The sequence below is a fragment of the Arthrobacter sp. Cza30 genome (assembly GCF_059090765.1).
Window position 1 is genome coordinate 982,083 of record NZ_JBNHGA010000001.1, and the last position, 25,237, is coordinate 1,007,319.

General features: G+C 71.5%; 16 protein-coding genes. 12 read left to right on the plus strand and 4 right to left on the minus strand.

Annotation, left to right across the window (positions count from 1 at the left end; all coding sequences use genetic code 11):
• Positions 1–72: 72 nt before the first annotated feature.
• The gene (locus AC5RVZ_RS04495; RefSeq protein ID WP_494064560.1) at positions 73–912 is read left to right on the plus strand and encodes an aldo/keto reductase; all 840 of its coding nucleotides are present in this window, start codon (positions 73–75) and stop codon (positions 910–912) included.
• A 12-nt stretch (positions 913–924) separates the two neighbouring features.
• Positions 925–2,778 (plus strand): thioredoxin domain-containing protein, encoded by a 1,854-nt coding sequence (locus AC5RVZ_RS04500; RefSeq protein ID WP_494064561.1) that lies wholly within the window; start codon positions 925–927, stop codon positions 2,776–2,778.
• A gap of 22 nt (positions 2,779–2,800) precedes the next feature.
• Here AC5RVZ_RS04500 and AC5RVZ_RS04505 read toward each other — a convergent pair whose 3' ends face one another.
• On the minus strand, positions 2,801–4,420 hold the full coding sequence (locus AC5RVZ_RS04505; protein WP_494064562.1) for a dolichyl-phosphate-mannose--protein mannosyltransferase: 1,620 nt from the start codon (positions 4,418–4,420) through the stop codon (positions 2,801–2,803).
• Positions 4,421–4,443: 23 nt separating this feature from the next.
• Here AC5RVZ_RS04505 and rsmI point away from each other — a divergent pair, with 23 nt between their 5' ends.
• From rsmI to AC5RVZ_RS04520, 3 genes are all read left to right on the plus strand, one after another.
• Entirely contained in the window at positions 4,444–5,280 is an 837-nt protein-coding gene (gene rsmI / locus AC5RVZ_RS04510; protein ID WP_494064563.1) for a 16S rRNA (cytidine(1402)-2'-O)-methyltransferase, read from the plus strand.
• Positions 5,281–5,331: 51 nt separating this feature from the next.
• A complete protein-coding gene (metG, locus tag AC5RVZ_RS04515; protein ID WP_494064564.1) occupies positions 5,332–6,912 on the plus strand; it encodes a methionine--tRNA ligase in 1,581 nt (526 codons plus the stop codon).
• A 95-nt stretch (positions 6,913–7,007) separates the two neighbouring features.
• Positions 7,008–7,907, plus strand: a complete 900-nt coding sequence (locus AC5RVZ_RS04520; protein ID WP_494064565.1) for a TatD family hydrolase — start codon at positions 7,008–7,010, stop codon at positions 7,905–7,907.
• A gap of 9 nt (positions 7,908–7,916) precedes the next feature.
• On the opposite strand, the gene AC5RVZ_RS04525 is transcribed toward AC5RVZ_RS04520, so the two are convergent.
• Positions 7,917–9,185: an MFS transporter gene (locus AC5RVZ_RS04525; protein WP_494064566.1), complete on the minus strand. Its 1,269-nt coding sequence runs from the start codon at positions 9,183–9,185 to the stop codon at positions 7,917–7,919.
• 50 nt (positions 9,186–9,235) lie between these two features.
• Entirely contained in the window at positions 9,236–10,696 is a 1,461-nt protein-coding gene (locus AC5RVZ_RS04530; RefSeq protein ID WP_494064567.1) for a sugar porter family MFS transporter, read from the minus strand.
• A 70-nt stretch (positions 10,697–10,766) separates the two neighbouring features.
• Here AC5RVZ_RS04530 and rsmA point away from each other — a divergent pair, with 70 nt between their 5' ends.
• Both rsmA and AC5RVZ_RS04540 read left to right on the plus strand, forming a co-directional pair.
• Entirely contained in the window at positions 10,767–11,609 is an 843-nt protein-coding gene (rsmA, locus tag AC5RVZ_RS04535) for a 16S rRNA (adenine(1518)-N(6)/adenine(1519)-N(6))-dimethyltransferase RsmA (RefSeq protein ID WP_494064568.1), read from the plus strand.
• A gap of 99 nt (positions 11,610–11,708) precedes the next feature.
• Positions 11,709–12,626, plus strand: a complete 918-nt coding sequence (locus AC5RVZ_RS04540; protein WP_494064738.1) for a phosphodiesterase — start codon at positions 11,709–11,711, stop codon at positions 12,624–12,626.
• On the opposite strand, the gene AC5RVZ_RS04545 is transcribed toward AC5RVZ_RS04540, so the two are convergent.
• Complete coding sequence (locus AC5RVZ_RS04545; protein ID WP_494064569.1) at positions 12,565–14,160, minus strand: stealth family protein; 1,596 nt, start codon at positions 14,158–14,160, stop codon at positions 12,565–12,567. The two genes, AC5RVZ_RS04540 and AC5RVZ_RS04545, sit on opposite strands and share 62 nt — an antisense overlap.
• Before the next feature lie 206 nt (positions 14,161–14,366).
• On the opposite strand from AC5RVZ_RS04545, the gene mgrA reads away from it, so the two are divergent.
• From mgrA to AC5RVZ_RS04570, 5 genes are all read left to right on the plus strand, one after another.
• Complete coding sequence (gene mgrA / locus AC5RVZ_RS04550) at positions 14,367–15,431, plus strand: L-glyceraldehyde 3-phosphate reductase (protein WP_494064570.1); 1,065 nt, start codon at positions 14,367–14,369, stop codon at positions 15,429–15,431.
• Entirely contained in the window at positions 15,428–16,357 is a 930-nt protein-coding gene (locus AC5RVZ_RS04555; RefSeq protein ID WP_494064571.1) for a 4-(cytidine 5'-diphospho)-2-C-methyl-D-erythritol kinase, read from the plus strand. The genes mgrA and AC5RVZ_RS04555 overlap by 4 nt, the downstream gene beginning before the upstream one ends.
• Before the next feature lie 66 nt (positions 16,358–16,423).
• A complete protein-coding gene (locus tag AC5RVZ_RS04560; RefSeq protein WP_494064572.1) occupies positions 16,424–17,776 on the plus strand; it encodes a GNAT family N-acetyltransferase in 1,353 nt (450 codons plus the stop codon).
• A gap of 42 nt (positions 17,777–17,818) precedes the next feature.
• The gene (locus AC5RVZ_RS04565) at positions 17,819–19,645 is read left to right on the plus strand and encodes an ABC-F family ATP-binding cassette domain-containing protein (RefSeq protein ID WP_494064573.1); all 1,827 of its coding nucleotides are present in this window, start codon (positions 17,819–17,821) and stop codon (positions 19,643–19,645) included.
• Positions 19,646–19,744: 99 nt separating this feature from the next.
• Entirely contained in the window at positions 19,745–25,228 is a 5,484-nt protein-coding gene (locus AC5RVZ_RS04570) for a lamin tail domain-containing protein (protein ID WP_494064574.1), read from the plus strand.
• The last annotated feature ends 9 nt before the right edge of the window (positions 25,229–25,237 follow it).

The window sequence follows — 25,237 nt, forward strand, 5'->3', positions numbered from 1 at the left end:
GATCGTATCCCGCCGCCCGTGGGTGCCGCCTCCTCCGCCCCCAGGCGAGCTCGCGCTCGTAGGCTGGGACGCATGGCGAACATCCCCACTCTGACGCTCAACGACGGCATCACGATCCCCCAGCTCGGCTACGGCGTGTTCAAGGTGCCGCCGGCTGACACCGAGCGTGCCGTCTCGGAGGCGCTCGAGATCGGCTACCGGCACATCGACACCGCGGCGATCTACGGCAACGAGGAAGGCGTGGGCGCGGCGATCGCAGCCAGCGGCATCCCGCGCGAGGAGCTGTTCATCACCACGAAGCTGTGGAACGACCGCCATGACGGCGACGAGCCGAACGCCGCGATCGCCGAGAGCCTCGAGCGGCTCGGCCTGGACCGCGTCGACCTGTACCTCGTGCACTGGCCGACGCCGGCCCGCGACAACTACGTGCACGCGTGGGAGAAGATGATCGAGCTGCGCGATGCGGGCCTGACCCGCAGCATCGGCGTCTCCAATCACCTGGTGCCCCACCTCGAGCGCATCGTCGAGGCGACCGGCGTGGTGCCGTCGGTCAACCAGATCGAGCTGCATCCGGCCTACCAGCAGCGCGACATCACGGCATGGGCGGCCGAGCACGATGTGAAGATCGAGTCGTGGGGGCCCCTCGGACAGGGCAAGTACGACCTGTTCGGCGCCGAACCGGTGGCGGCGGCCGCGCAGGCCCACGGCAAGACGCCCGCCCAGGCGGTGCTGCGCTGGCACCTGCAGAAGGGCTACATCGTCTTCCCCAAGTCGGTGCGCCGCGAGCGGCTGGAGGAGAACCTCGACGTGTTCGACTTCGAGCTCACCGACGCCGAGGTCGCGGCGATCGACGCCCTGGACGCCGGCGACGGCTCGGGCCGCGTCAGCGCTCATCCCGACGAGGTCAACTGACGGGCCCGTGCCATGAACCCGCGCCTCGCGGAAGCGACCAGCCCGTACCTGAGATCCCACGCCGGCAACCCGGTGGCGTGGTTCCCGTGGGGCGCGGAGGCGTTCGACGAGGCGCGCCGGCGCGACGTCCCTGTGATGGTCTCGATCGGGTACTCGACGTGCCACTGGTGCCACGTGATGGCGCGGGAGTCGTTCGAGGACGCCCAGACGGCGGCCGACCTCGACGCCGGGTTCGTCTCGATCAAGGTCGACCGCGAGGAGCATCCCGAGGTGGATGCGGCCTACATGGCCGCTGCGGCGGCGTTCACACGCAACCTCGGATGGCCGCTGACGGTGTTCGTCACGCCCGAAGGCCGGCCGTTCTACGCGGGGACGTACTTCCCGCCGCAGCCTCGGGCGGGCATGCCGTCGTTCCGGCAGGTGCTGGCGGCGGTGCGGGAGGCGTGGACCGAGCGCCGGGAGCAGATCGACGGCACCGCGGACGCGATCGTGGCGGCGCTGGCGGACGTACGCGCGGGTGCGATCTCGGACGACGCGCCCGCGTCCGCGGCGCCGTCCCGCGATGAGCTGATCGCCGCTGCCCGGGCGCTCGCCGGCCAGGAGGACCCGCGCTACGGCGGGTTCGGCGACCCGAACGTCGCGGCACCGAAGTTCCCCGTGGCGACCGCCTTGCGCTTCCTGCAGGCCCCGCTCGTGCGGGATGCCGCGCCGGAGGCATCCGCCGTGGCCGACCGAGCGCTGGCCGCGATGGCCGGCTCGCCGCTGCGCGACGACATCGAGGGCGGGTTCTTCCGCTATGCCACGCGGCCGGACTGGACGGTGCCGCATTACGAGCGGATGCTCACCGACAACGCCCAGCTGCTCGACGTCGCGCGTGACGCCGGTGCGGACGGGGTCGCGCGCGGTGTGGCGGGGTTCCTCATCGATGTGCTGCAGCAGCCCGGCGGCGGGTTCGGCGCGGCGCAGGACTCGGAGTCGTGGATCGAGGGCGTGCGCAGCGAGGGCGGCTACTACCGCCTGGATGCCGACGCCCGCTCCCGGCTGCAGCCGCCTGCGGTGGACGGCAAGGTGGTGACGGGCTGGAACGGGCTGGCGATCGGGGCGCTCGCGCGCGCGGGAAGCCGCTACGGCGAGCCGCGCTGGATCGAGGCGGCGCGGTGGGCTGCCGAGGCGGTGCTCCAGACGAACGTCGCCGCGGACGGCCGACTGGTGCGGGCGTCGCTCGACGAGATCCCGTCGCGGGCGGCGGCGACGACCGCCGACTACGGGCAGCTCGCCTCGGGTCTGGCGGCGCTCGCGGCGGCGACGGGGGAGCCGGCGTACGCCCGACGCGCCCGCGAGCTCGTCGACGCGTGCGCGCCCGACGGCGCGCGCATCGGCGTCCCCGGCGGCGGCGACCCGGTGCTGGCCTCGCAGGGCGTCGGCGCCCCCGATGCGGCCTCCGACGGCGATGAGCCCTCCGGCGTCGCAGCGATCGCCGACGCCGCCGAAGCGCTGTGGCTGCTCGGGGCCGGCGACCGCTACCGGGCGCTCGCGGAGAGGCTTCTCGCGTCCCACGGCGGGGCGGCGCTCGTGCAGCCGCTGGCCCACGGGGCGCTGCTGCGCGCCGCGGCGTCGCTGCAGACCGCGCCCCGACAGCTCGTCGTGGTCACGGCGGACACCGGCGCGCCGCTCGCAGCCGCCGCGCGGCGGCTCCCGGCCGACGTGGTCGCCGTCGTCACGCCGGAGCAGGTCGCCGCGTGGGTCGACGCCGGGTTCTCGCTGTTCGCCGAGAAGGGGATGCGTGGGGACGCGCCGACCGCGTACGACTGCCACGACTTCGCGTGCCGCCTGCCGGTCACCGATCCGGCCGAGCTCACCGCCTGAGCCTGCGGCCGGCCTGGCGCACTCAGATCCAGCCCTGCATCCAGTTGTGGAGCCGCCAGAAGTCGTACGGCACCGTCATCGCCGAGATCACGGGGTACCAGAAGGCGGCGAGTGCGAGCGCGACGAGCAGGAAGACCAGGACCAGCCGCTGGCCGGTGAGGCGCCGATGCGGGTCGGTGCGGTGGGACCCCGCGATGTCGCGCAGCGCGAAGGCGAGCGCCAGCAGCAGGAACGGCAGGATCAGCACGGTGTAGAACTGGAACACCGTGCGCGCCGGGAAGAACAGCCACGGCACGTACGTGACCACGACCCCGGTGAGGACGAGGGCGAATCGCCAGTCCCGTGTCACGACGAAGCGGTAGACGAGATACAGCACCGCAGCGACGCCGGCGTACCAGACGAGCGGGTTGGGGATGCTCGAGATCACCGCCGAGCAGCCGTTCACAGCGGTGCACCCGTCGACGCCGAAGGCGTCGTGGTGGTAGTACATGCCGGTCGGCCGCAGCAGCAGCGGCCACTGCCACGCGGGACTGGCGTAGGTGTGGCCCGCCGTGATCTGCGCCGCCGAGTTGTACATCGTCACGTGGTACTGCCACAGGCTCTGCAGGGGCAGGGGCACCCACGACCACAGGCCGCCAGCCGGGTTCGCCTCCGCGACGTGACGGTCGTAGCCCCCGTCGGTGACGAGCCATCCCGTCCACGATGCGAGGTAGACCGCGACGGCGACGGGAACCAGGAGGACGAAGGTCACGGCGCCCTGGCGCAGGGCGTCCGTCGGCCACAGCAGCACGCCCGCCCGTCGACGTGCGAGGGCGTCGGTGAGGACGAGGTAGATCCCCAGGCCCGCGAGCACCCACACGCCGGACCACTTCACCGCCGTGGCCGCGCCGAGCGCGGCGCCGGCGGCCACGATCCACGGCCGATTCCACAGCACCGGACCCCATGCCGGCGGCTCCTCGCCGTCGAAGCGCGCCGCTACCGTGCGGGCGATCGCCGTCATGGTGCGCTCGCGGTCCCGCAGCACGAACAGGAACGCCAGCAGCACGAAGAAGGTCAGCGACATGTCCAGCAGCGCGACGCGGCTCATCGAGATCGCCAGACCGTCGACGGCCATGAGCAGGCCCGCCACAACCGCGAACGTCGTGGATCCGGTGAGGCGCTTGGCGATGAGCATCAGCACCAGCACGGCGGCGGTGCCCAGCAGCGCCGTCGTGATCCGCCAGCCCCACCCCGAATCCGGCCCGAGCGCCAGCATCCCCACGGCGATGATCCACTTCCCCAGCGGCGGATGGATGACGAAGGCGGGTTCGGCGGTGAAGATGTCGGCCTCGCCGCGCAGGAACCGCTCGTTGGCATTCTCCGGCCACGAGCCCTCGTACCCCAGGTGCGCCAGCGACCACGCGTCTTTGACGTAGTACGTCTCGTCGAACTGGTTCATCAGGTCGTGCGCCGCGGCGAGGTTCCACAGCCGCAGCGCGGCAGCGAGCACGACGACGAGCGCCGGCGCGAGCCACGCGTACCGTCGCCGCGCACGGTCATCGCGGGTGATGCGCGCGGCGAACCGGTCGTAGAGGCTCCGCCGCGTCGCGGGAGGCAGCCGCTCGGCGGGCGGATCGGCCTCGAGCCGCGGGGCGTCCGTCACGCGGCCAAGTCTAGGCTGAGGGGGTGATCATCCTCGCGGCGACGCCGATCGGGAACCTCGGCGACGCGTCCCGGCGGCTGGTCGAGGCGCTCGCCTCGGCGACGGTCGTCGCGGCCGAGGACACCCGCACCACGCAGCGGCTCCTGACGGCCCTCGGCATCGACAACCGCCCGCGGCTGGTCGCACTGCACGACCACAACGAGAAGGACCGGGCGCCGGAGCTGGTGGAGCTCGCGCGCGACCAGGACGTGCTGGTGCTCAGCGATGCCGGCATGCCCACCGTCAGCGACCCCGGCTACGGCGTCGTCGTCGCCGCAGCCGCCGCGGGCGTGGAGGTGACCGTGATCCCCGGCCCGAGCGCCGTCGTGACCGCTCTCGCGGTGTCGGCCCTGCCCACCGATCGGTTCACCTTCGAGGGCTTCCTCCCGCGCCGGCAGGGGGAGCGGGAGGCGGCGCTGCGTGCCCTGGCCGCCGAGCCGCGCACCATGGTGTTCTTCGAGGCCCCCTCGCGCATCGCCGCGACGCTCGCCGACATGGCCGCCGCATTCGGCGCCGACCGGCGTGCCGCGGTGTGCCGTGAGCTGACGAAGCTGCACGAGGAGGTCGCCCGCGGCACCCTGGACGAGCTGACGGCGTGGGCGGAGCCCGGCGTGCGAGGCGAGATCGTCGTGGTCGTCGCCGGTGCAGCCGCCCGCCACGTGGCGTTCGCCGACGGGCTCGCGCAGGTGCGAGAGCTCGTCGCGACCGGGATGCGGCTGAAGGACGCCGCCGCGGAGGTCGCAGCCGAGACCGGCCACTCCCGCCGGGAGCTCTATCAGGCGGCGCTCGCGCACCGAGCGGCGTCCGGCAGCGGATCCTGACCGGCTGTCACACCGGCAGGCGGTGGCATCCGTGCTGACTAGAATTCTCGGGTGACTTCCGGGCCCCGTTCCTTCTACATCACGACGCCGATCTACTATCCGAGCGACGTGCCCCACATCGGCCACGGCTACACCACCGTGGCGGTGGACACCCTGGCACGCTGGCACCGCCAGGCCGGCGATGACACGTGGATGCTCACGGGCACGGACGAGCACGGGCAGAAGATGCTGCGCGCCGCCGCCGCCAACGGCGTCACACCGCAGGAATGGGTCGACCGCCTCGTCGGCGAGTCCTGGTTCCCGCTGCTGGAGACGCTCGACGTCGCCAACGACGACTTCATCCGCACGACGCAGGAGCGCCACGAGCGCAACGTGCAGAAGTTCTTCCAGGCCCTCTACGACCGCGGCTACATCTACGCGGGCGAGTACGAGGCGCTCTACTGCGTGGGCTGCGAGGAGTTCAAGCCGGAGTCCGAGATCGTCGACGGCACCGGCGCCTTCGAAGGCCTGAAGGTGTGCGCGATCCACTCCAAGCCGCTGGAGCTGCTGCAGGAGAAGAACTACTTCTTCAAGCTCAGCGAGTTCCAGGACAGGCTGCTCGAGCTTTACCGGAGCGTCCCCGACTTCGTCCGCCCCGAGTCGGCGCGCAACGAGGTCGTCTCGTTCGTGAAGAACGGCCTGAAGGACCTGTCCATCTCGCGCTCCACCTTCGACTGGGGCATCCCGCTGCCGTGGGACGAGTCGCACGTCATCTACGTGTGGGTGGACGCCCTGCTGAACTACGCCACCGCGATCGGCTACGGCGCCGACCCCGAGCAGTTCGCGCGCCGCTGGCCCGGCTACCACGTGGTCGGCAAGGACATCCTGCGCTTCCACGCCGTCATCTGGCCGGCGATGCTGATGGCGGCCGGCATCGACGTGCCCCGCGGCGTGTTCGCGCACGGCTGGCTGCTGGTGGGCGGCGAGAAGATGTCGAAGTCCAAGCTCACCGGCATCGCGCCCACCGAGATCACCGACGTCTTCGGCTCCGACGCGTACCGCTTCTACTTCCTCTCGGCGATCGCGTTCGGGCAGGACGGCTCGTTCTCCTGGGAGGACCTGTCCGCCCGGTACCAGGCGGAGCTGGCGAACGGCTTCGGGAACCTCGCCTCGCGCACCACCGCGATGATCGAGCGGTACTTCGAGGGGATCGTGCCCGCGCCGGGGCAGTACTCCGACGCGGACCTCGCGATCCAGCGGACGGTGGCCGACGCCGCCGCTGCCGCCGATGCCGCCATCGAGCGCTTCCGCATCGACGAGGCGATCACCTCGATCTGGACCATCGTCGACGCGCTGAACTCGTACATCACCGAGAACGAGCCGTGGGCGCTGGCCAAGGACGACGCGCAGCGCGAGCGCCTGGGCACCGTGCTGTACACCGCCGCGGACGGTCTGCGGGCGCTCGCGGTGCTGCTGTCGCCGGTCATGCCGATCGCGACCGAGAAGCTGTGGATCGCGCTGGGTGCCGCCGAGGTCCTCGGCCGGCTGCAGGACCAGCCGATCCGGGCAGCCGGCGGGTGGGGCATCCTGCCGTCGGGCACGTCCGTCAACGGCCTCGCGCCGCTGTTCCCGCGCGTCGAGCAGACCGTCTGACCGATCACGCGTCCTCCATGTCCCGATCCCGCGGGCTCATGTCCCGAAAACGCGGCCTGGGGGGGCGTTTCGAACCGTGAAAGTGGGACACGCTCATGAGTGAGCCCAACGGGGCCGACCCGTCGAACTACGTCCGCACGCGCTCGCAGGAGGGACGCGGCGATGTGAGGTGGCCGCAGGCGCCCGAGCCGCTCGCCGTGCCGGTGTACGACAACCACGCGCACCTGGAGATCGAGGACGGCGATGCGTCGCTGTCGCTGGACGAGCAGCTCGAGCGGGCCGGCGCAGTGGGCGTCGCCGGCGTCGTGCAGGCCGGCGGCGACATCGAGTCCAGCCGCTGGTCGGCGTGGGCTGCGGCATCCCATCCTCGCGTGCTCGCCGCCGTGGCGATCCATCCGAACGAGGCGCCCGCGTACGCCGCGGCCGGGCGGCTCGACGAGGCCATCGCCGTCATCGACGAGCTCGCCGCGCAGCCGCGCGTGCGGGCCATCGGCGAGACGGGGCTGGACTTCTTCCGCACCGACCAGGCAGGGCTGCCCGCGCAGCAGGAGAGCTTCGAGGCGCACATCGCGCTGTCGAAGAAGCACGGCATCGCCATGCAGATCCACGACCGCGACGCCCACGACGCCGTCCTCGAGACGCTGCAGCGCGTCGGAGCGCCCGAGCGCACCGTCTTCCACTGCTTCTCCGGGGATGCCGAGATGGCGAGGATCGCCGCCGACCGCGGCTACTACCTCTCGTTCGCCGGGAACGTGACGTTCAAGAACGCACAGAATCTGCGCGACGCGCTCGCCGTCACGCCGCGCGCGCGGATCCTCGTCGAGACGGATGCCCCGTTCCTCACGCCGACGCCGCACCGCGGCCGGCCCAACGCACCGTACCTCGTCCCGGTGACGGTGCGCTTCATGGCCGGCGAGCTGGGGGTGGACGTCGACGAGCTGTGCGCGCAGCTGGCGGCCAACACCGTCGAGGTGTACGGCGCCTTCGAGGACTGACCGCCCGGACTACCGAGTGTCTTCGGCCGTGGCGGAGACGCCCACCACGGGGGGCGCGGCGGCGATGTGCGAGATGGAGCGCCAGACCAGGACGAGGGTGACCGCGGAACCGGCGAACGCGAACCACCACGGCGCCGTCAGGCCCCACGCCTCAGCGATCACGCCACCCAGCAGCTGACCGATCACGAGGCCGGCGAACACGCCCACCATGTTGACGGCGGCGATCCGTCCCTGCAGCTCGAGGGGCACCAGGCGCTGGCGCACCGTGGTGGAGATCGTGCCCCACACGAAGGCGTACGCCCCGAAGCCGAACATCAGGGCCAGCGCCACCGGGCTCCAGGTCGTCAGAGCGAAGCCGAGGTGCATGAGCACCTCCAGTGCGAGGCAGATGCGCATCAGGGTCGAGAACGACACGTGCCGCTCCAGCCACCCGAAGCTCGTCGTCGAGATCAGCCCGCCGAGGGCGGCCGCCGTCGTCAGCGCGCCGAAGCCGACGGCCCCCATGTGCAGGTGCTCGGTGGCGTACAGCACCAGGACGCTCCACGGCGCGGCCCAGGTGACGTTGAAGACGAGGATGATGAGCACGAGCGTGCGCACCGGCGGGTTGCCGCGCAGCCAGCGCAGCCCGTCGCGAATCGGATGCGGCTTCGGACCGGCAGCGCCGGCGGCATCCCGCGCCGGGATCGGCGTCCGCCCCATCCGCGCGATGAGGACCACCGCGAGCAGGACGCACACGACCTGGAGCAGGAACGGCCAGAAGGATCCGAGCGCGAACAGGAAGGCTCCCAGCGGCGGCCCCGCGAGCTGGTTGCCCACGAGGTAGCCGGTCTGCAGCCGGGCGTTGCCGACGCCGAGGTCGGCGGGCCGCACGAGCATCGGCAGCAGCGTGTTGCCGGCGGTGTCCGCGAACACCTCGGCCGTGCCGTACAGGAACGCCGCCACCAGCACCATCCACACCGACGCGTGACCGGTGACGAGGAAGCCGACGAGTCCGAGGACGACGACCGCACGCAGCGCATCGGCGAGCATGACCAGGCGTCGACGGTCGTGGTGGTCGGCCACGGAGCCGGCCAGCAGGCCGAACAGCAGCCACGGCAGGAACTGCATCATCGCCCCCGCCGCGACCAGGATCGGAGACGAGGTCAGTGAGGCGATGAGCAGGGGCGCCGCGGACAGGGCGATGCCGTCGCCGAGGTTGCTGGTCCACGAGGAGGCGAGCAGCCAGCGGAAATCCCTGCCGAGCCGGCGCGGCACGACGAGTTCACCGAGCGAGGGCATCGCGTCAGCTTACAAGCGGGCGCCCCGTTCCCCGCGCCGCCCGGGCCGCGTCAGCGGGTGGCGGCCCCGCTCGGCTTGCGCACGAAGAGCGTCTCGGTCTGCTCCAGCTCCATGCCCTTGGTCTCGGGGATCTTCATCGCCACGTAGACGAACGACAGCGCGGCGAACAGCGCGTACATGCCGTACGTGAGCGGCAGCGACCATCCCGACATGGGCGGGAAGGTCACGGTGATGAGGAAGTTCGCGAGCCACTGCGCGCCCGCGGCGACACCGAGCGCCTTGCCGCGGATGCGGCTGGGGAAGATCTCGCCGAGCAGCACCCACACCAGTGGGCCCCACGACGCGCCGAAACCGACGACGAACAGGTTCGCGGCGACGAGGGCTACCGGGCCCCACGCGCCCGGCAGCGTCACGTCCTGACCGCTGCCCTCCGCGAAGGCGAACGCGAGCGCCATCGTGGCCAGCGACACCGTCATCACCACCGATCCGGTGAGCAGGATCGGCTTGCGTCCCACGCGATCGACGAGCCAAATCGCGATGAGCGTCACGACGACGTTGGTGACGCTCGTGATGACGCTCACCAGCAGCGCGTCGCCCTCGTCGAAGCCGACGGCGCGCCACAGCGTCGTGGAGTAGTAGAAGATCACGTTGATGCCGACGAACTGCTGGAAGACGGACAGGACGATGCCCACCCACACGATCGGCTGAAGTCCGAGCGCCGGGCCGCGCAGGCTCACGCCCGAGTTCCGGCGGTCGGTCTCGATCGCGTTCCTCAGCTCGTTCATCGTCTTGTCGAGGTCGGCCGGGGGCACCAGCCGCGAGAAGATTTCGCGAGCCTCGTCGAACCGTCCCTTCGCGATCAGGTAGCGCGGCGACTCCGGCACCGTGAAGGAGAGGATGCCGTAGACGGCCGCCGGGACGACGCCGACGAGGAACATCCAGCGCCACGCCTCCATCCCGAGCCACAGCATCTCCGCTGCGCCGCCCGCGGTCGTCGCCAGCAGCGCGTCCGACAGCAGCGCGGCGAAGATGCCGAGGGTGATCGCCAGCTGCTGCAGCGATGCCAGCGACCCGCGGATCTGACGCGGTGCGATCTCGGCGATGTACGCCGGCGCGACCACCGACGCGATTCCGATCCCGAGTCCGCCGATGACGCGCCACACGATGAGGTCCGGCACGCTGAAGGTCAGCGCCGAGCCGATCGACGAGACCAGGAACATGATCGCGCCCAGGAGCATCACCCGGAGCCGCCCCCATCGGTCGGACAGGCCGCCGGCGATCACCGCTCCGGCCGCGCAGCCGAGGAGGGCGACGGCCACGACGAGACCGGTAAGGAAGTCGTTGAGCTCGAAGTGCCCCTCGATGGAGTCCACCGCGCCGTTGATCACGGACGAGTCGAAGCCGAAGAGGAAGCCGCCGACGGCTGCCGCGACCGACAGGCCGACGGCGCGGCGCCCGAACGGACTCCGAAGCGAGAACGCGTCGGCGGGGATGGTTCCGGTTGTGCTCATGACTGGAAACGCTACTCCTCGCCGGCGCCCTGACCGGAAGGCTTGCGCCTCGCTGGCTTAGGGTGAAGGGATGCCCGTCTCCCTCCTCGGTGCGGCCGAGATCCGCGCGCTGGCCGCCGAGCTGGACGTCACTCCCACCAAGAAGCTCGGTCAGAACTTCGTCGTCGACGCGAACACCGTGCGCAAGATCGTCCATGTCGCCGAGGTCGCCGAGGGCGACCGGGTCGTCGAGGTCGGGCCGGGCCTGGGGTCGCTGACCCTTGCGATCCTGGAGGCCGGCGCCACGGTGACCGCAGTGGAGATCGACCATCGCCTCGCGCGGCGGCTGCCGGCGACGGCGGCGGCCCACGGCGTGTCGGACGGCGCGCTCACCGTCGTGGATGCCGACGCGCTGCGGGTGACCGAGCTGCCCGGCGACCCCTCGGTGCTCGTCGCCAACCTTCCCTACAACGTCTCGGTGCCGGTGCTGCTGCACTTCCTCGAGACCTTCCCTGCCCTCTCCCGCGGCGTCGTGATGGTGCAGGCGGAGGTGGGGGAGCGGCTCGCCGCCCCGCCGGGCTCCAAGGCGTACGGCGCCCCCAGCGTGAAGGCCGCCTGGTACGGGCCGTGGCGGCTGGCCGGCACCGTGTCACGCCAGGTCTTCTGGCCCGTCCCCAACGTCGACAGCGTTCTGGTGGGCTTCCGTCGTGACCCCGTCCCGCGCGGCAGCGACGACGAGCGCCGGGCGACGTTCCGCATCGTGGATGCCGCGTTCGGGCAGCGCCGCAAGATGCTCCGGCAGGCGCTGGCGGGCGTCCTCGGCGGCAGCGCGGCGGAGGCATCCGCCGTACTGGAGAGCGTGGGCATCGCCCCGACCGCACGCGGCGAGGAGCTGTTCGTCGACGACTTCGTCCGCATCGCCCGAGCGCTGTGACGGTATTCACGGAACGTTCACCGTGTTGCCAGGGGCCTTTCGCCTCCCGCGGGTAGCCTGCGGGCAAGGCCTGGAGGATCAGGCCGGGAAGACGAGATGATGCGCAGCGCCGAATACTCCGCACCCGAACGGATCCTGCTGCATGTGAGCGACACCCACCTCCGCGCGGGCGGCTCGATGCTCTTCGACCTGGTGGACGGCTCGGCGCGGCTGAACCGCGCGCTCGCCGCGATCCGCGCCAGTGGCATCCGCCCCGACGCCATCGTGTTCACCGGCGACCTCGCCGACCTCGGTGAGCCGGCCGCGTACGACCAGCTGCGCGCGCTCGTCGAGCCGTTCGCGCAGGAGCTCGGTGCGCGTGTGCTCTGGGTGATGGGCAATCACGACGACCGCGCCGCGTTCCGCGAGACGCTGCTGGACGAGACGGCGGACCTCGGCCCGGTCGACCGCGTCGACGAGCTGGACGGCCTGCGGGTGATCACGCTCGATTCCACCGTGCCGGGCGAACACCACGGCGAGCTGCGCGACGAGCAGCTGGACTGGCTCCGTGAGGTGCTGGCGACGCCGGCGCCCCTGGGGACGATCCTCGCGATGCATCATCCGCCGGTGCCGAGCGTGCTGCCGCTGGCTGCCAGCGTCGAGCTCAGGGACCAGTCCCGCCTGGCCACGGTGCTGCGCGGCACGGACGTGCGGGCCATCATCGCCGGTCACCTCCACTACTCGACGTTCGCGACGTTCGCGGGCATCCCGGTCTCGGTGGCCTCCTCCACCTGCTACGCGCAGGACCTCACGGTGCCCACCGGCGGAAGCCGCCCGCAGGACGGCGCCCAGGCGTTCAACCTCGTGCACGTCTACGACGACACGGTCGTGCACTCCGTCGTCCCCGTCGACGCGCCCGACGTGCTCGAGCACATCGACGCCGAGGAGGCGCGCCGACGGCTCGTCGCCGCCGGGATCAGGCCTCTTGGCGGCGCGCCGACGGGTGAGCCGACCGAGCCGATCGCTCTGCTTCGCTGAGGTCGGACCGCTCCCACGGTGCACGCACCGGGAACATCCGCTCGAGAGCACCGCGGAGGGCGGCGACCCGCACTTCTTCGGGCACCTCGGTCTCGCCGCCGTCGTTGAGGCAGAACATGTCGACGTCGGTGCGCTCGGCCAGTCTCTCCATGCGACGAAGGTTGCGTGCGATCGTCGTCTGCACGTAGCGGACCCGGGGGCGACGCGTGACCACCGCGCGCCCCGTCAGGAGGGCGTAGTAGTGGTACAGGCTGTTGGTCACCGAGATGTCGGTCGCGGAACGGAACCGGGATGCCGCAGTGCGGGCGAAGTCCTCCGGGAACTCCCGCTCGAGCTCGGCCATGACGCTGCGGCGCAGCGGCGCCGCGCAGTGCTCGAGGTCCCGGACGATGGTGCGCCCGAACCGCTCCCTCAGCAGGGCGCGATTCACGCGCAGGCCGTTGTCGTGGCCGCTGCGGTGCATGGCCGGCTCGCCCGTGCCGATGCGTACGCCGCACTCGACGAACTTCGACACGCCCGCGGGCGTGAAGAACAGCTCGGGCTCCACAAGACGGCCGAAGAACATGTCGTCGTTCGAGTAGAGGAAGTGCTCGGCCAGTCCCGGGATCCGGTGCAGCTGCGCCTCGACGGCGTGGGAGTTGTGCGTGGGCAGGACCGAGGGGTCGGCGAAGAACTCCTCGCTGCGCACGATTTTCACCTTCGGGTGGTCCGCGAGCCACGCCGGCGCCGGCGAGTCGGTCGCGATGAAGATGCGCCGCACCCAGGGCGCGTACATGTGGACGCTGCGCAGCGCGTACTTCAGCTCGTCGACGTGGCGGTACCGGGCAGGACCGTCGTCGCCCTCGCCGACGACGTACTCGGCCATGCGGGCCGCGCGCTGACGCTGGAACTCGCTGGAGGAGCCGTCGACCCACGAGAAGACGATGTCGATGTCATCGGTGAACTCGTCCGGCTGCGGGTCGAACATGCCCGCGATCGTGCGCCAGCTGCGGCCGTAGCGCTCGATCGTCGTGTAGGCGAGGTCGGCACGGGCGATGGTGCGGCGTGTGAGCGCGTTGGCACTGGGCGCTTCGACGAGATCGCCCGACAACCGCCAGAACTCCAGGCGGACGCCGAGCGCGGCGCCATAGCGACGTGCGCCGTTCCTGGTGATGCGCGGACGGTAGACGCGCACCGCCGACGGTTCGGCGCCGGGCACCTCGGCGAGCGTCGCGAGGGCGGCGGACCGCCCCTTCGCCTTGATGTAGACCGGCTCACGGTCGCACAGGGCGGCGAGGGCCGCGAAGGCCACATCGCGTGCGGCCACATCGACGACGACCGCCGGAACGACCCGATCGTGCCGGATCAGCGTGACCTCGAGTCCCGCGCGCTCCAGGGCCGACGCGACCAGCTGGAGATCGTCCAGCTGCGCCTGACGGGGCGTCACGGTGTCATGCACCAGGTGCAGGACGCCGCGATCGAGGACGACGTCCCCCCGCTCCAGCAGATCGGACCAGGGATCCGGCTGCGGCGGAACGACCGAGAGTGTGGGCATCGATACCTCCTTCGCACGACGGGGAAGGCTGCGGCAGGGGCGCCGTGATCGGCGCGACCGGCCTGGCCGCAACGATTCACCATAAGCACTTTTCATTACAACGGCATTTCGGGCGGGGCTCTTCCCTTCCGCGTCCGCCATGGTGTACCCGCCTGCGCGGACCGTCCGACTGCCCGTGGAAGGCTCGCCGCCGATAGCCTGGTGCGGTGACCGAGTCCCGCTACCGCTCCCGTGGAGGAGATCTCCACCGCCCGTACGTCGCCGCCGATGACCGGTACGACCTCGCCGAGTACCGGCGAGTCGGCAGCTCGGGGCTCACGCTTCCGCCGGTCTCGCTGGGCCTGTGGTGGAACTTCGGCGACAACATCCCGTTCGACGATCAGCGGGAGCTGCTGCGGCACGCGTTCGACCGGGGCATCACCCATTTCGACCTCGCGAACAACTACGGGCCGCCGTACGGCTCCGCCGAGACCAACTTCGGCCGGATGATGCGGGAGGACTTCGCGCCCTACCGCGACGAGCTCATCATCTCGTCCAAGGCCGGTTACGACATGTGGGACGGCCCGTACGGGAACGGCGGCTCGCGCAAGTACCTCATCGCCAGCGCCGAGCAGTCGCTGCGCCGCATGGGCCTGGATCACGTCGACATCTTCTACTCGCACCGCGTGGATCCGGAGGTGCCGATCGAGGAGACCGTGGCGGCGCTGGACACGCTGGTCCGGCAGGGCAAGGCCCTGTACGTGGGCATCTCGTCGTACAGCGCCGAGCGCACGGCGGCCGCCGCAGCCGTGGCCCGATCCCTGGGGACGCCGCTGGTGATCCATCAGCCGGCGTACTCGATCCTCAACCGCTGGGTCGAGGACGGCCTGACGGAGGTGCTGCGCCAGGAGGGCATGGGCGCCATCGCGTTCACGCCGCTCGCGCAGGGTCTGCTGACGGACAAGTACCTGGGCGGCGGGCCCGCCGAGCGTGCCCAGAAGCGACGGTCGCTGCCTGACGAGCCGCTGACGGACGACGGTCTGGAGACGCTCCGCGCGCTCGACCTGATCGCGCGCGAGCGTGGTCAGTCGCTCGCGCAGATGGCGATCCAGTGGGTGCTGCGCGACCCGGTGGTCGCCTCCGCCCTCATCGGCGCGTCGCGCCCGGCTCAGCTCGATGAGAACCTGCGGGCGCTGGAGGGGCCGGCGTTCACCGCAGAGGAGCTCGAGCGCATCGACGCGCTGTCCGACGGCATCGACGTCGACCTCTGGGCGGAATCGGCGAAGCGGTGAGTCACGCCGTCGTGACCCCCGGCGTCCGCGTGCGGGCGCCGGGCAAGCTGAACCTCTTCTTCGAGGTCGGCGGTGTCCAGGACGACGGCTACCACGACGTGGCATCGGCCTACCAGGCGGTGTCGCTGTACGAGGAGGTGTGGGCCACCCCCTCCGACGAGTTCACCGTCGCCATCTCGGGAACGGTCGATGTCACCACCGTCCCGGCCGACGACCGCAACCTGGCCGTGCGCGCGGCGCGGCTCGTCGCGCAGCGCATCGGCCACGACGGCGGCGTCCACCTCGACATCGTCAAGAACGTCCCCGTCGCCGGAGGCATGGGCGGCGGGTCCGCCGACGCCGCCGCGGCGCTGGTCGCCTGCGACGCGCTCTGGGGCGCGGACCTCGGCAGCGGCGAGCTGCACAAGCTCGCCACGCGGCTCGGCGCGGACGTGCCGTTCGCGCTCATGGGAGGCACCGCGATCGGCACCGGACGAGGCGACCAGCTGAGCCCTGCGCTGGCGAAGGGGCGCTTCGACTGGGTGATCGTGCCGGCTGATGAGGGGCTGTCGACGCCGGAGGTGTACGCGCAGCTGGACGCGCTGCGTGCCCGGCACGACATCGTGGGCGTGCCCGGCGTCCCCGATGTCGCGCCGGCCGTGCTGCAGGCGCTGCGCGCAGGCGACGCCGTCGCGCTGGCCGAGCACACCCGCAACGACCTGCAGGTGGCCGCGCTGTCGCTGCGGCCCGAGCTGCGTGATGTGCTCGAACTCGGCGAGGAGTCCGGTGCGCTCACGGGCATGGTGTCGGGGTCAGGGCCTACGCTGGCCTTCCTGGCCGCCGACGCCGAATCGGCGCTCGAGCTGCAGGTCACGCTCTCGGCCGCAGGACTGCAGGCGCTGCACGTCCATGGCCCCGTCCCAGGGGCCCGCGTCCTGCCGAACTGACCGCAGCCTCGCCACGACGACGGCGAGACGGGGTACGAAGCAGCCACTTCGAGGGAAGGAATCCAGATGAGCACGCTCGCCGCATCCACCGCCGTCGCGGGAGACTCCGATCGCGCCGCCTTCCGCGCGGCGCCGCTGGACGAGGTGTCCCGTGACCGACTCGCCACCCAGGGACTGGACTACCGGCTCGTCCCGGTCGACAGCGACGCGTTCGGCGCGTGGCTGCAGGTCGTGGCGCGGGGCTTCCAGGACCCCGAGCGCTCCGAGCAGCAGGTCGCGGCCGCCCGCGAGCGCAGCGGCTACCGCCGGGTGACGGGCGTCTACGACCCGGCGGCGCCGATGGCCGACGCGCCGGCGTCGACGATCGCGTCGTGGCTCGGCGAACTGACCGTGCCGGGCGGCACCGCGATCCCCTCATGCGCGATCTCCGCGGTGACGGTCGCCCCCACGCACCGCCGCCGTGGGATCGCGCGCGCGATGCTCGAGGGCGAGCTGCGCACCGCCCACGCCGCCGGCATCCCGATGGCGATGCTGACCGTGAGCGAATCCACCCTCTACGGCCGCTACGGTTTCGCGCCCGCCGCCGCCAGCGCCTCGTGGCGCATCGAGACGCGCCGCGCGGCGTGGACGGGCCCTCGCCCCGAAGGTCGGATCGACTTCATCCCGCGCACGCGGCTGCGCGAGCTGCTCCCCGAGCTGCACGAGCGCTCCCACCTGCGGGTGCCCGGCGAGATCGACGTGCCCGCGGGGCACTGGGACAACTTCGCCGGCACCCGCCCCGACGCCGAGAAGGCCGGCGAGAAGCGGGCCGTGCAGTACACCGACGCCGCCGGCGAGGTGCGGGGCGTCGCGGTGTACTCGGTGCGCGAGAACCACGACGACTTCACCAAGGGCACGGTCAGGGTGTCGTATCTGCTCGCAGACACCGACGACGCGTATGCGGCGCTGTGGCGCTTCCTGCTGGAGCTCGACCTCGTCGCCGAGGTCCACGCGAGCGAGCTGTCGCCCGATGAGCCGCTGCTGTGGATGATCGCCGACCAGCGAGCGGCCACCGTGACCGTGCGCGACCACCAGTACGTCCGGATCCTCGACGTTCGCGCTGCCCTTCAGGCCCGCCGGTACGGCGCGGCCGGTGCGATCGCACTCGACGTGCACGATCCGCTCGGTCTGGCGGGCGGCCGCTTCCTCCTCGAAGCCGACCAGGACGGACGAGGCCGGGTGACGCCGCTCGAGGATGCGGATGCGCGGCCGGACGCCGTGACGGTGGCGCTGGGGATCGAGGAGCTGTCGGCGGCGTACCTCGGAGGCGTGTCACTGGCGACGCTCGCCGCGGCGGGGCGCGTCACCACGACCGATGCCGCCACGGCGGCGCGCGTCCTCGGCTGGCATATCGCGCCGCGCCTGAGCATCTGGTACTGAGCGGACGGCTCCTCTCCCGGGCTCGCCTAGCCTGGAAGGGACATGGCACATCTTCTGGGGGCCGAGGCCCTGCACCTGGAGTTTCCGACCAAGGTCGTCTTCGACCGGGTGTCGCTCGGCATCGACGAGGGCGACCGGATCGGCATCGTCGGCCGCAACGGCGACGGGAAGTCGAGCCTGATGGCGATGCTCGCCGGCCGGCTGGAACCGGACTCCGGACGGGTCACCGTGCGCGGCGGGACGCGCATCGGCGTCCTCGACCAGGCGGACCGCCTCGACGAGGCGGTCACCGTCCGGTATGCGGTCGTGGGCGACCGTCCCGACCATGAATGGGCCGGTGACGCGCGCATCCGCGACGTGATCGCGGGCCTTTTGGCGGACATCCCCTGGGACGGGCCGGTGGCCGGCCTCTCCGGCGGTCAGCGGCGGCGCATCTCGCTGGCCGCGCTCCTCGTCGGGGACTACGACGTGCTGTTCCTCGACGAGCCGACCAACCACCTGGATGTCGAGGCGATCGCGTGGCTCGCCGAGCACATCAAACGGCGATGGCCTGCGGGACAGGGCGGGCTTCTCGTGGTGACGCACGATCGCTGGTTCCTCGACGAGGTCTGCACCATGACGTGGGAGGTGCACGACCGCATCGTGGAGCCGTTCGAGGGCGGGTACGCGGCGTACATCCTGCAGCGCGTGGAGCGCGACCGGCAGGCCGCTGCGATCGAGGCGCGCCGGCAGAACCTCGCGCGCAAGGAGCTGGCATGGCTGCGCCGAGGAGCCCCCGCCCGCACCTCGAAGCCGAAGTTCCGCATCGACGCGGCCAACGCGCTCATCTCCGACGTGCCCGAGATCCGCGACCGCACCGAGCTGCAGTCCCTCGCGGTGTCGCGGCTGGGCAAGGACGTCGTGGACCTTCTCGACGCGGCCGTGAGCTACGACGGCCGGGAAGTGCTGCATCCGATCGAGTGGCGGATCGCGCCGGGGGAGCGCACCGGCATCCTCGGCGTCAACGGCGCCGGCAAATCGACGCTGCTCGGGCTGGTGTCCGGCGACGTGACACCCACGGGCGGGCGCGTCAAACGCGGGAAGACGGTCAAGGTCGCCACGCTGTCGCAGCGGATGGACGAGCTCGCCGAACACCTCGACGAGCCGGTCCGCGTGGTCGTCTCCCGCCTGCGCACGACGTACACCTTCGGCACCGGATCCAAGGCGCAGGAGCTGACGCCCGGACAGCTCCTCGAGCGCATGGGGTTCTCCAGCGCCCAGCTGTCGACCCCGGTGAAGGACCTCTCGGGCGGTCAGAAGCGCCGCCTCCAGCTGCTGCTCATCCTGCTGGAGCAGCCAAACGTCCTCATCCTCGACGAGCCCACGAACGACCTGGACACCGACATGCTGGCCGCGATCGAGGACCTGCTGGACAGCTGGCCGGGGACCCTGCTGGTGGTCTCCCACGACCGCTACTTCCTCGAGCGCGTCACCGATCAGCAGTACGCCATCCTCGACGGTCACCTCCGCCACCTTCCCGGCGGTGTGGAGGAGTACCTTCGCCTGCGGGCCCGTGCGCTGAGCGCTCGCGCCGCAGCCACCGGCGGCGCCGACGGCGCTTCCTCGACGACGACGGATGCCGCGGCATCCGGGCGGTCCGCCGCGCTCACCGGCGCGGACCTGCGCGCGGCGCAGAAGGAGGCCACGGCCCTGGAGCGACGCCTGGAGAAGCTCGAGGCGCAGATCGACGCGGCGCGAACGGCTCTGGCCGATCACGACCAGTCCGACTACGTGGGCCTCGGAGCGGAGATGGCGCGCATCGGCGAGCTCGAGAAGGAGCGCGACGGCATCGAGGAGCGCTGGTTCGAGCTGACGGAGCAGATCGGCTGAACCGGTCCGCCGGCGGCGGGGAACCGGACGCAGGCGGTTCGGCGTCCGTTCATCCGACGTCTCCCTCCCGGACACCGCGTCACGGTGTTCTCGAACACCGTGACGACCCGTGTCCCGGCGCGACCGCGCGCCGCCCTCGCCTCCCTTGCCGCCGCCGCGATCGCCCTCACCGGCGTCGGCGTGGCCGCTCCCGCCGCTGCCGCTTCCGAGGAGCCGCTGCCGCCCCTGCTCATCACGGAGGTGACGCAGGACAACGCCGGCACGCCGGGCGACCAGGACTGGTTCGAGTTCTTCGAGGTGACCAACACCACGGCGGAGGCGATCGACTTCGCCGACTACCGGCTGCAGTACAACGACGCCTCGTTCATCCAGGCGGTCGAGCCCGGCACGACCACCGCGCTCGCCGACGCGGTGATCCCCGCCCACGGCACGGCCGTGTTCTGGCTGCGCTACGCCGTCGGAACGGGTGACGCGGCCGTCGAGCAGTGGCAGCTGACCGAGGCGGAGTTCCGCGGGCACTACGGCGACGCCGCCTCGGAGTACCCGCTGTTCCACGCCGTCGGCCAGAGCGGGTTCGCCAACTCCGGCGCCCGGTCGCTGCGCCTGTTCGCCGGGGACGGGACCACGCTCGTCTCGGGATCCGACTACAGCCGCGCGGTGGCGAACAAGGGCAACGCGGACCACTTCCGCGTGCCGGCGACCGGCAACCTGCTGACCGATCCCACCGCGGGCACGCCGACCCCGGGCGCGATCCTTCCCGAGCAGCTCGTCCGGCCCGAGCCTGCTCCCCAGCCCGACCCGACCGAGCCGACGGACCCGACCGAGCCGGCCGAGCCGGGGCCCGGAGCGAGCGGCAACGCGGGGGAGTACTTCCCGCTCGCGATCACCGAGATCCACGGCGACAACCCCGGCACGGACCTCTACGAGTTCGTCGAGGTGACCAACACCACCACCGCGGCGATCGACCTCACGGCGGCCGGCATCGGGCTCCGCTACCACACGAGCCAGTGGAACGCCGGAACGCCTCAGCCGATCGTCCACCTCGACGGTGAGAACGACGCGCCCGTCGTGATCCCGGCCGGCGGCTCGGCCCTGTTCTGGCTCAACTACGCCGAGGGCGCGCAGCAGCGGGCGATCACGAAGGAGCAGTTCCGCGCGGCCGTGGGCGCCGACGCCGGTACGCCGGTCTTCCGCTTCGGTCCGCAGGCCGGCATCGCGAACGCCGGTGGCCGGGGCTTCAGCCTCGTCGACGCCGCCGGCACCGCTCTGAACCGCGCGTGGGTGCCCGCCATCGTGAACCCGACAACGAACTGGAACGCGCACTTCGCCGTGCCGAGCACCATCGGCAGTGTCGACGCGGTGCTCGGGGAGGCCGGCCCGGACGTCGCGACGACCGCCGGCACCGTCACGGTCGAGCAAGTCACCAGCGCCCTCACCCGGGCGACCGACCCCGCGCTCGCCGCGCCGCTGCTGCAGATCACCGAGATCGCGCCGGACACCGCGAACGTGGGCGGAGGCGACGCCTACGAGTTCATCGAGGTCTACAACGCCTCGGACGCGCCGATCGACTTCGGCGACTACACGCTGTCGTACCTCTACACCGACAACGCCCTCTCGGGGCCGGTGACCACGAGCTCGACCCTGTGGCCCGCCCAGCCGAACGAGGTCACGATCGCCGCGGGCGGCACGCTGGTGCTGTGGGTGAAGAACCCCGCCGGCGTCACCGCGGGACTGACGGTCGCCGACTTCAACCAGGCGTTCGGGAGCGACCTCGTGCTCGGCGAGGACATCGTCGAGCTGTACAACGGCGGCATGGCCAACGGCGGGTCGCGCGGCATCCAGGTGCGCACGAACACCGGCCATGACATCAGCCGCGCGTACTACTTCACCGACGACCAGACCACCGCGAGCACGGCGATCCAGTACGGCTGGAACCCGGGCGCGACCGCCCCCCTGTGGGCGCCGCCCACGCCGGACGGCACCGTGCAGACGCTCATGCGCCTTGCCGCGCCGACCCCCGGCTCGGTGAGTGCCGACCAGGTGCCGACGGCGTTCGTCGCCGCGCCGGCGCCCGGCAGCGCGCCCGTGATCACAGACCTCACGGGAAGCTCGGACGTGCCGGACACAGCCGATCTCGACCTGGGCTTCGACGTGACCGATGACGTGCTCGTGCGCACGGTGACCCTGAGCCTGACCGACAACCTCGGTGCGACCGAGACCCGCAGCCTCGCCTTCGAGGCGGCGAACCGCTACTACTACACCGTTCCGGCCGCCGACCTGTTCGGCAAGCGCTGGATCGAGTACACACTGCTGGCGAGCGATGGTTCGCAGACGTCCACGCTGGGCCCCGTGCGCGTGGACCTGGCCGAAGGCGAGCCGGACCCGGTCCGGATCAACCTGGTCGAGGGCCAGTTCCTCGGCGGCCAGACGCGCATCTCGGCGACCGGCGACAGCGGCACGGACCTCGCGCTCACGATCGACGGGACTCCGGTCGTCGACGCGGTCGCCTCGCTCGAGACCGGGCCGGTCTTCGCCTTCGAGGCGACGAACACCGACGCGTTCTTCCGCAACGGGGTCAAGCTCGGCGACGAGGTGCTGCGGATCTTCGACGAGGGGTACTACTCCCGCATCGTCACGGTCGACGCGACCGTTCCGGTCGAGCGGGTCGTTCCCGGTCAGCCGCTCACCCTCACCATCGTCGCGGGCACCAAGGCCTGGCCCGAAGCCGACGTCAACGAGAACAACGACGACTTCACGAGCATGAACCTCCGGCTGGCGCTCCCGGACGGGCGCGTGCTGAGGCCGGACTACTGCGCCACGACGAAGGAGCAGTCGGGCGCCGTCACGGCCCCCGCCTTCGTCGAGTGCCCGGCGCCGGATGCGCGCATCTCGTACTCCGACGCGAACCTGGTCTCGTTCCTGGCGACGTTCACGATTCCCGACGACGCGTTCACGTCGGTGTCGACCGTGTGGGACACCACCGCGGTCGCGGACGGCACGCACGTCATCGCGGCGACCGACGGCTCGTCCACCGCGTCGCGCACCGTTCAGGTCGACAACACCGGGCCGGTGATCGAGAGCCCGCTCGTGGAGGGCCAGCGCTACCGAGGCCACTTCGCCGTGGACGCCACGGCCGACGACGCCGGATCGGGCGTGGCCTCGCTCACAGCGACGCTCGACGGCGACCCGATCTCGCTTCCGCTCGCGACCAGCTCGCTCGCGCTCGAGCCGGGTTCGCACGTCGCGGAGTTCACCGCCACCGACGAGGTGGGGAACACGGGGACGCACACCGTCACGTTCGAGACGGCTGATGAGCAGCCCGGCATCGAGCTGAACGGGCCCTCCGACGGTGAGATCGTCGAGGGGGACAGCGCCGACCTCATCGCGACCCCGAGCTCGCCCGAGCAGGATGCCCTGAACCTCAGCTTCCGGGAGGGGTACCGCTACGCGCCGGGAGACGCCGAGATGACTGTGACCACCGGCACGGTGACCGACTCCGGCACTGGCGATCGCAGCGCAGGCGTGGCGCTGGGAGCGGAGGACCTGGCGAAGCTGCTCGGCACGGACGGCGTGAACGTCGAGACCACGAGCGAGACGGCGCTGCCGTACCAGCTGTTCACGGTGGCGGCGCCTCAAGGTGCCGGCCCCGGCTCGCAGGTGCGCGTGGACTGGCGCGGGAGCGCGAATGCGAACGCGAAGGTGACCCTCTACGCCCGGACGGTCGACGGCGGGTGGGAAGCGGTCGACCAGGTGCTGACCACGGGCGGCGCGGCGACGGAGTTCACGCTGGAGGCGCTCGTGCCCGTCGACGGACACGTCGCCGACGGCACGCTCACCTTCCTCGTGCAGCACTCGGAGGGCTTCGCGGCGACGGACCTGTCCACGCGCGAGAGCCGGGTGGAGCCCTTCCACGCCGGCGCCACGCCGCGGTCGGAGTACGACTTCACGGTCGCGATCGAGTCCGACACGCAGTACTACAACGAGACCGCCGAGTACTACCCGCATCAGGTCGCGATCCACGAGTTCCTGCGCCAGCAGCGCGAGAACCTCAACCTGCAGTACATGATCCACAACGGCGACATCGTCAACGTCCACACGCAGCCGCACCAGTGGGCCAATGCCGACGCCGCCTATCGGATGCTCGACGAGGCCGGCCTGCCCTACGGCGTGCTCGCGGGCAACCACGACGTGGGCGGGTTCGCCGCGGACTACACCCAGTACTCGCAGTTCTTCGGCGAGGCCCGCTTCGCCGGCAACCCCTGGTACGGCGGCTCGTACAAGGACAACCGCGGCCACTACGACCTCGTGTCGGTGGGAGGCGTGGACTTCCTGTTCCTCTACATGGGCTGGCCGACGCCGAACGACGCCGCGGCCAACACCGAGGACATCGCCTGGATGAACCAGGTCATCCGGCAGCATCCCGAGCGGAAGGTGTGGCTGAACCTCCACGAGTACATGCTGACCACCGGCGGTCTCGGCCCGTTCCCGCAGCGCGTCTTCGACGAGGTGGTGGCGCCGAACCCGAACGTGTTCGCGGTGAGCTCGGGCCACTATCACGACGCCTACACGCGCACCGACGAGTTCGACGACGACGGCGACGGGCTGGCCGACCGCACGGTCTACTCGATGCTGTTCGACTACCAGGGTCTGCCGGAGGGCGGCCAGGGCTACCTGCGCCTGGCCCACTTCGACAACGACGGCGGGCGGATCGTCTTCCGCACCTACTCGCCGTCGCTGCAGGACTTCGACTCCGACGATGCGTCCCTGAACGACCCGCCGGGCATGCAGGAGTTCGAGATCCCGTACGCCGCCGTGGGCATCGCGCCGCAGGCCAAGACCCTCGCGACCGACTCGTTCCGGGCGGAGATCCTGACGGCGAGCGAGATCGGCGCCGTCGCCGGGGCCGCGTCTGGTGAACCGGCGACGGTGACGTGGCGGGGCCTGACCGAGGGCGAGCACGGCTGGTACGTGATCGCGGCGGGACCGCACGGCGGCATCCAGTACTCGCCGGTCCGCTCGTTCACGACGGTTCCGACGCAGACCGACCCGGGCGGGGGCGATCCCGGTGAGGGCGACCCGGGCGAGGGGGACCCGGGCGAGGGGGACCCCGGCGAGGGCGACCCCGGCGAGGGCGATCCGGGTGCGGGCGACCCCGGCGACGGTGAGGCGATCGAGCCGTCCGGGCGCGTGTGGGCCGCTTTCGGATCCGCTCTGGTCCCCGGCGGCCGCATGCAGGTGGAGTTCCGCGGCTTCCAGGCCGGCGAGGAGGTGCGCTTCGTGCTGCACTCCGACCCGACGGCGCTGGGCGAGGTGCTCACCGCGGGCGCAGACGGCACCGTCACCGGGGTCCTGCCGATCCCGGCCGACGCGACGGCCGGCGCGCACCGGCTGGAAGCGATCGGGGCCTCCGGTCTGTCGGTGATGTCCGATCCGTTCACGATCTCCGTCCCCGCCGCCGCGGGGCAGGGCGTGCTGCCCTTCACCGGAGTGGACGTGATGCCGGCGCTGCAGGCAGCGCTCGTCCTGCTCGCGGTCGGCGCCGCCGTCGTGGTCGTCGCCCGTCGCCGGCGGATGGTGCGATAGTCCGACGCC

Excerpts from the sequence above, each read along its gene's own strand:
- AC5RVZ_RS04495 (WP_494064560.1), top strand. The coding sequence starts at position 73 with ATGGCGAACATCCCCACTCTGACGCTCAACGACGGCATCACGATCCCC.
- AC5RVZ_RS04500 (WP_494064561.1), top strand. The coding sequence starts at position 925 with ATGAACCCGCGCCTCGCGGAAGCGACCAGCCCGTACCTGAGATCCCAC.
- AC5RVZ_RS04520 (WP_494064565.1), top strand. The coding sequence starts at position 7,008 with ATGAGTGAGCCCAACGGGGCCGACCCGTCGAACTACGTCCGCACGCGC.
- AC5RVZ_RS04525 (WP_494064566.1), bottom strand. The coding sequence starts at position 9,185 with ATGCCCTCGCTCGGTGAACTCGTCGTGCCGCGCCGGCTCGGCAGGGAT.
- AC5RVZ_RS04530 (WP_494064567.1), bottom strand. The coding sequence starts at position 10,696 with ATGAGCACAACCGGAACCATCCCCGCCGACGCGTTCTCGCTTCGGAGT.
- rsmA (WP_494064568.1), top strand. The coding sequence starts at position 10,767 with ATGCCCGTCTCCCTCCTCGGTGCGGCCGAGATCCGCGCGCTGGCCGCC.
- AC5RVZ_RS04540 (WP_494064738.1), top strand. The coding sequence starts at position 11,709 with ATGCGCAGCGCCGAATACTCCGCACCCGAACGGATCCTGCTGCATGTG.
- AC5RVZ_RS04545 (WP_494064569.1), bottom strand. The coding sequence starts at position 14,160 with ATGCCCACACTCTCGGTCGTTCCGCCGCAGCCGGATCCCTGGTCCGAT.
- AC5RVZ_RS04560 (WP_494064572.1), top strand. The coding sequence starts at position 16,424 with ATGAGCACGCTCGCCGCATCCACCGCCGTCGCGGGAGACTCCGATCGC.
- AC5RVZ_RS04565 (WP_494064573.1), top strand. The coding sequence starts at position 17,819 with ATGGCACATCTTCTGGGGGCCGAGGCCCTGCACCTGGAGTTTCCGACC.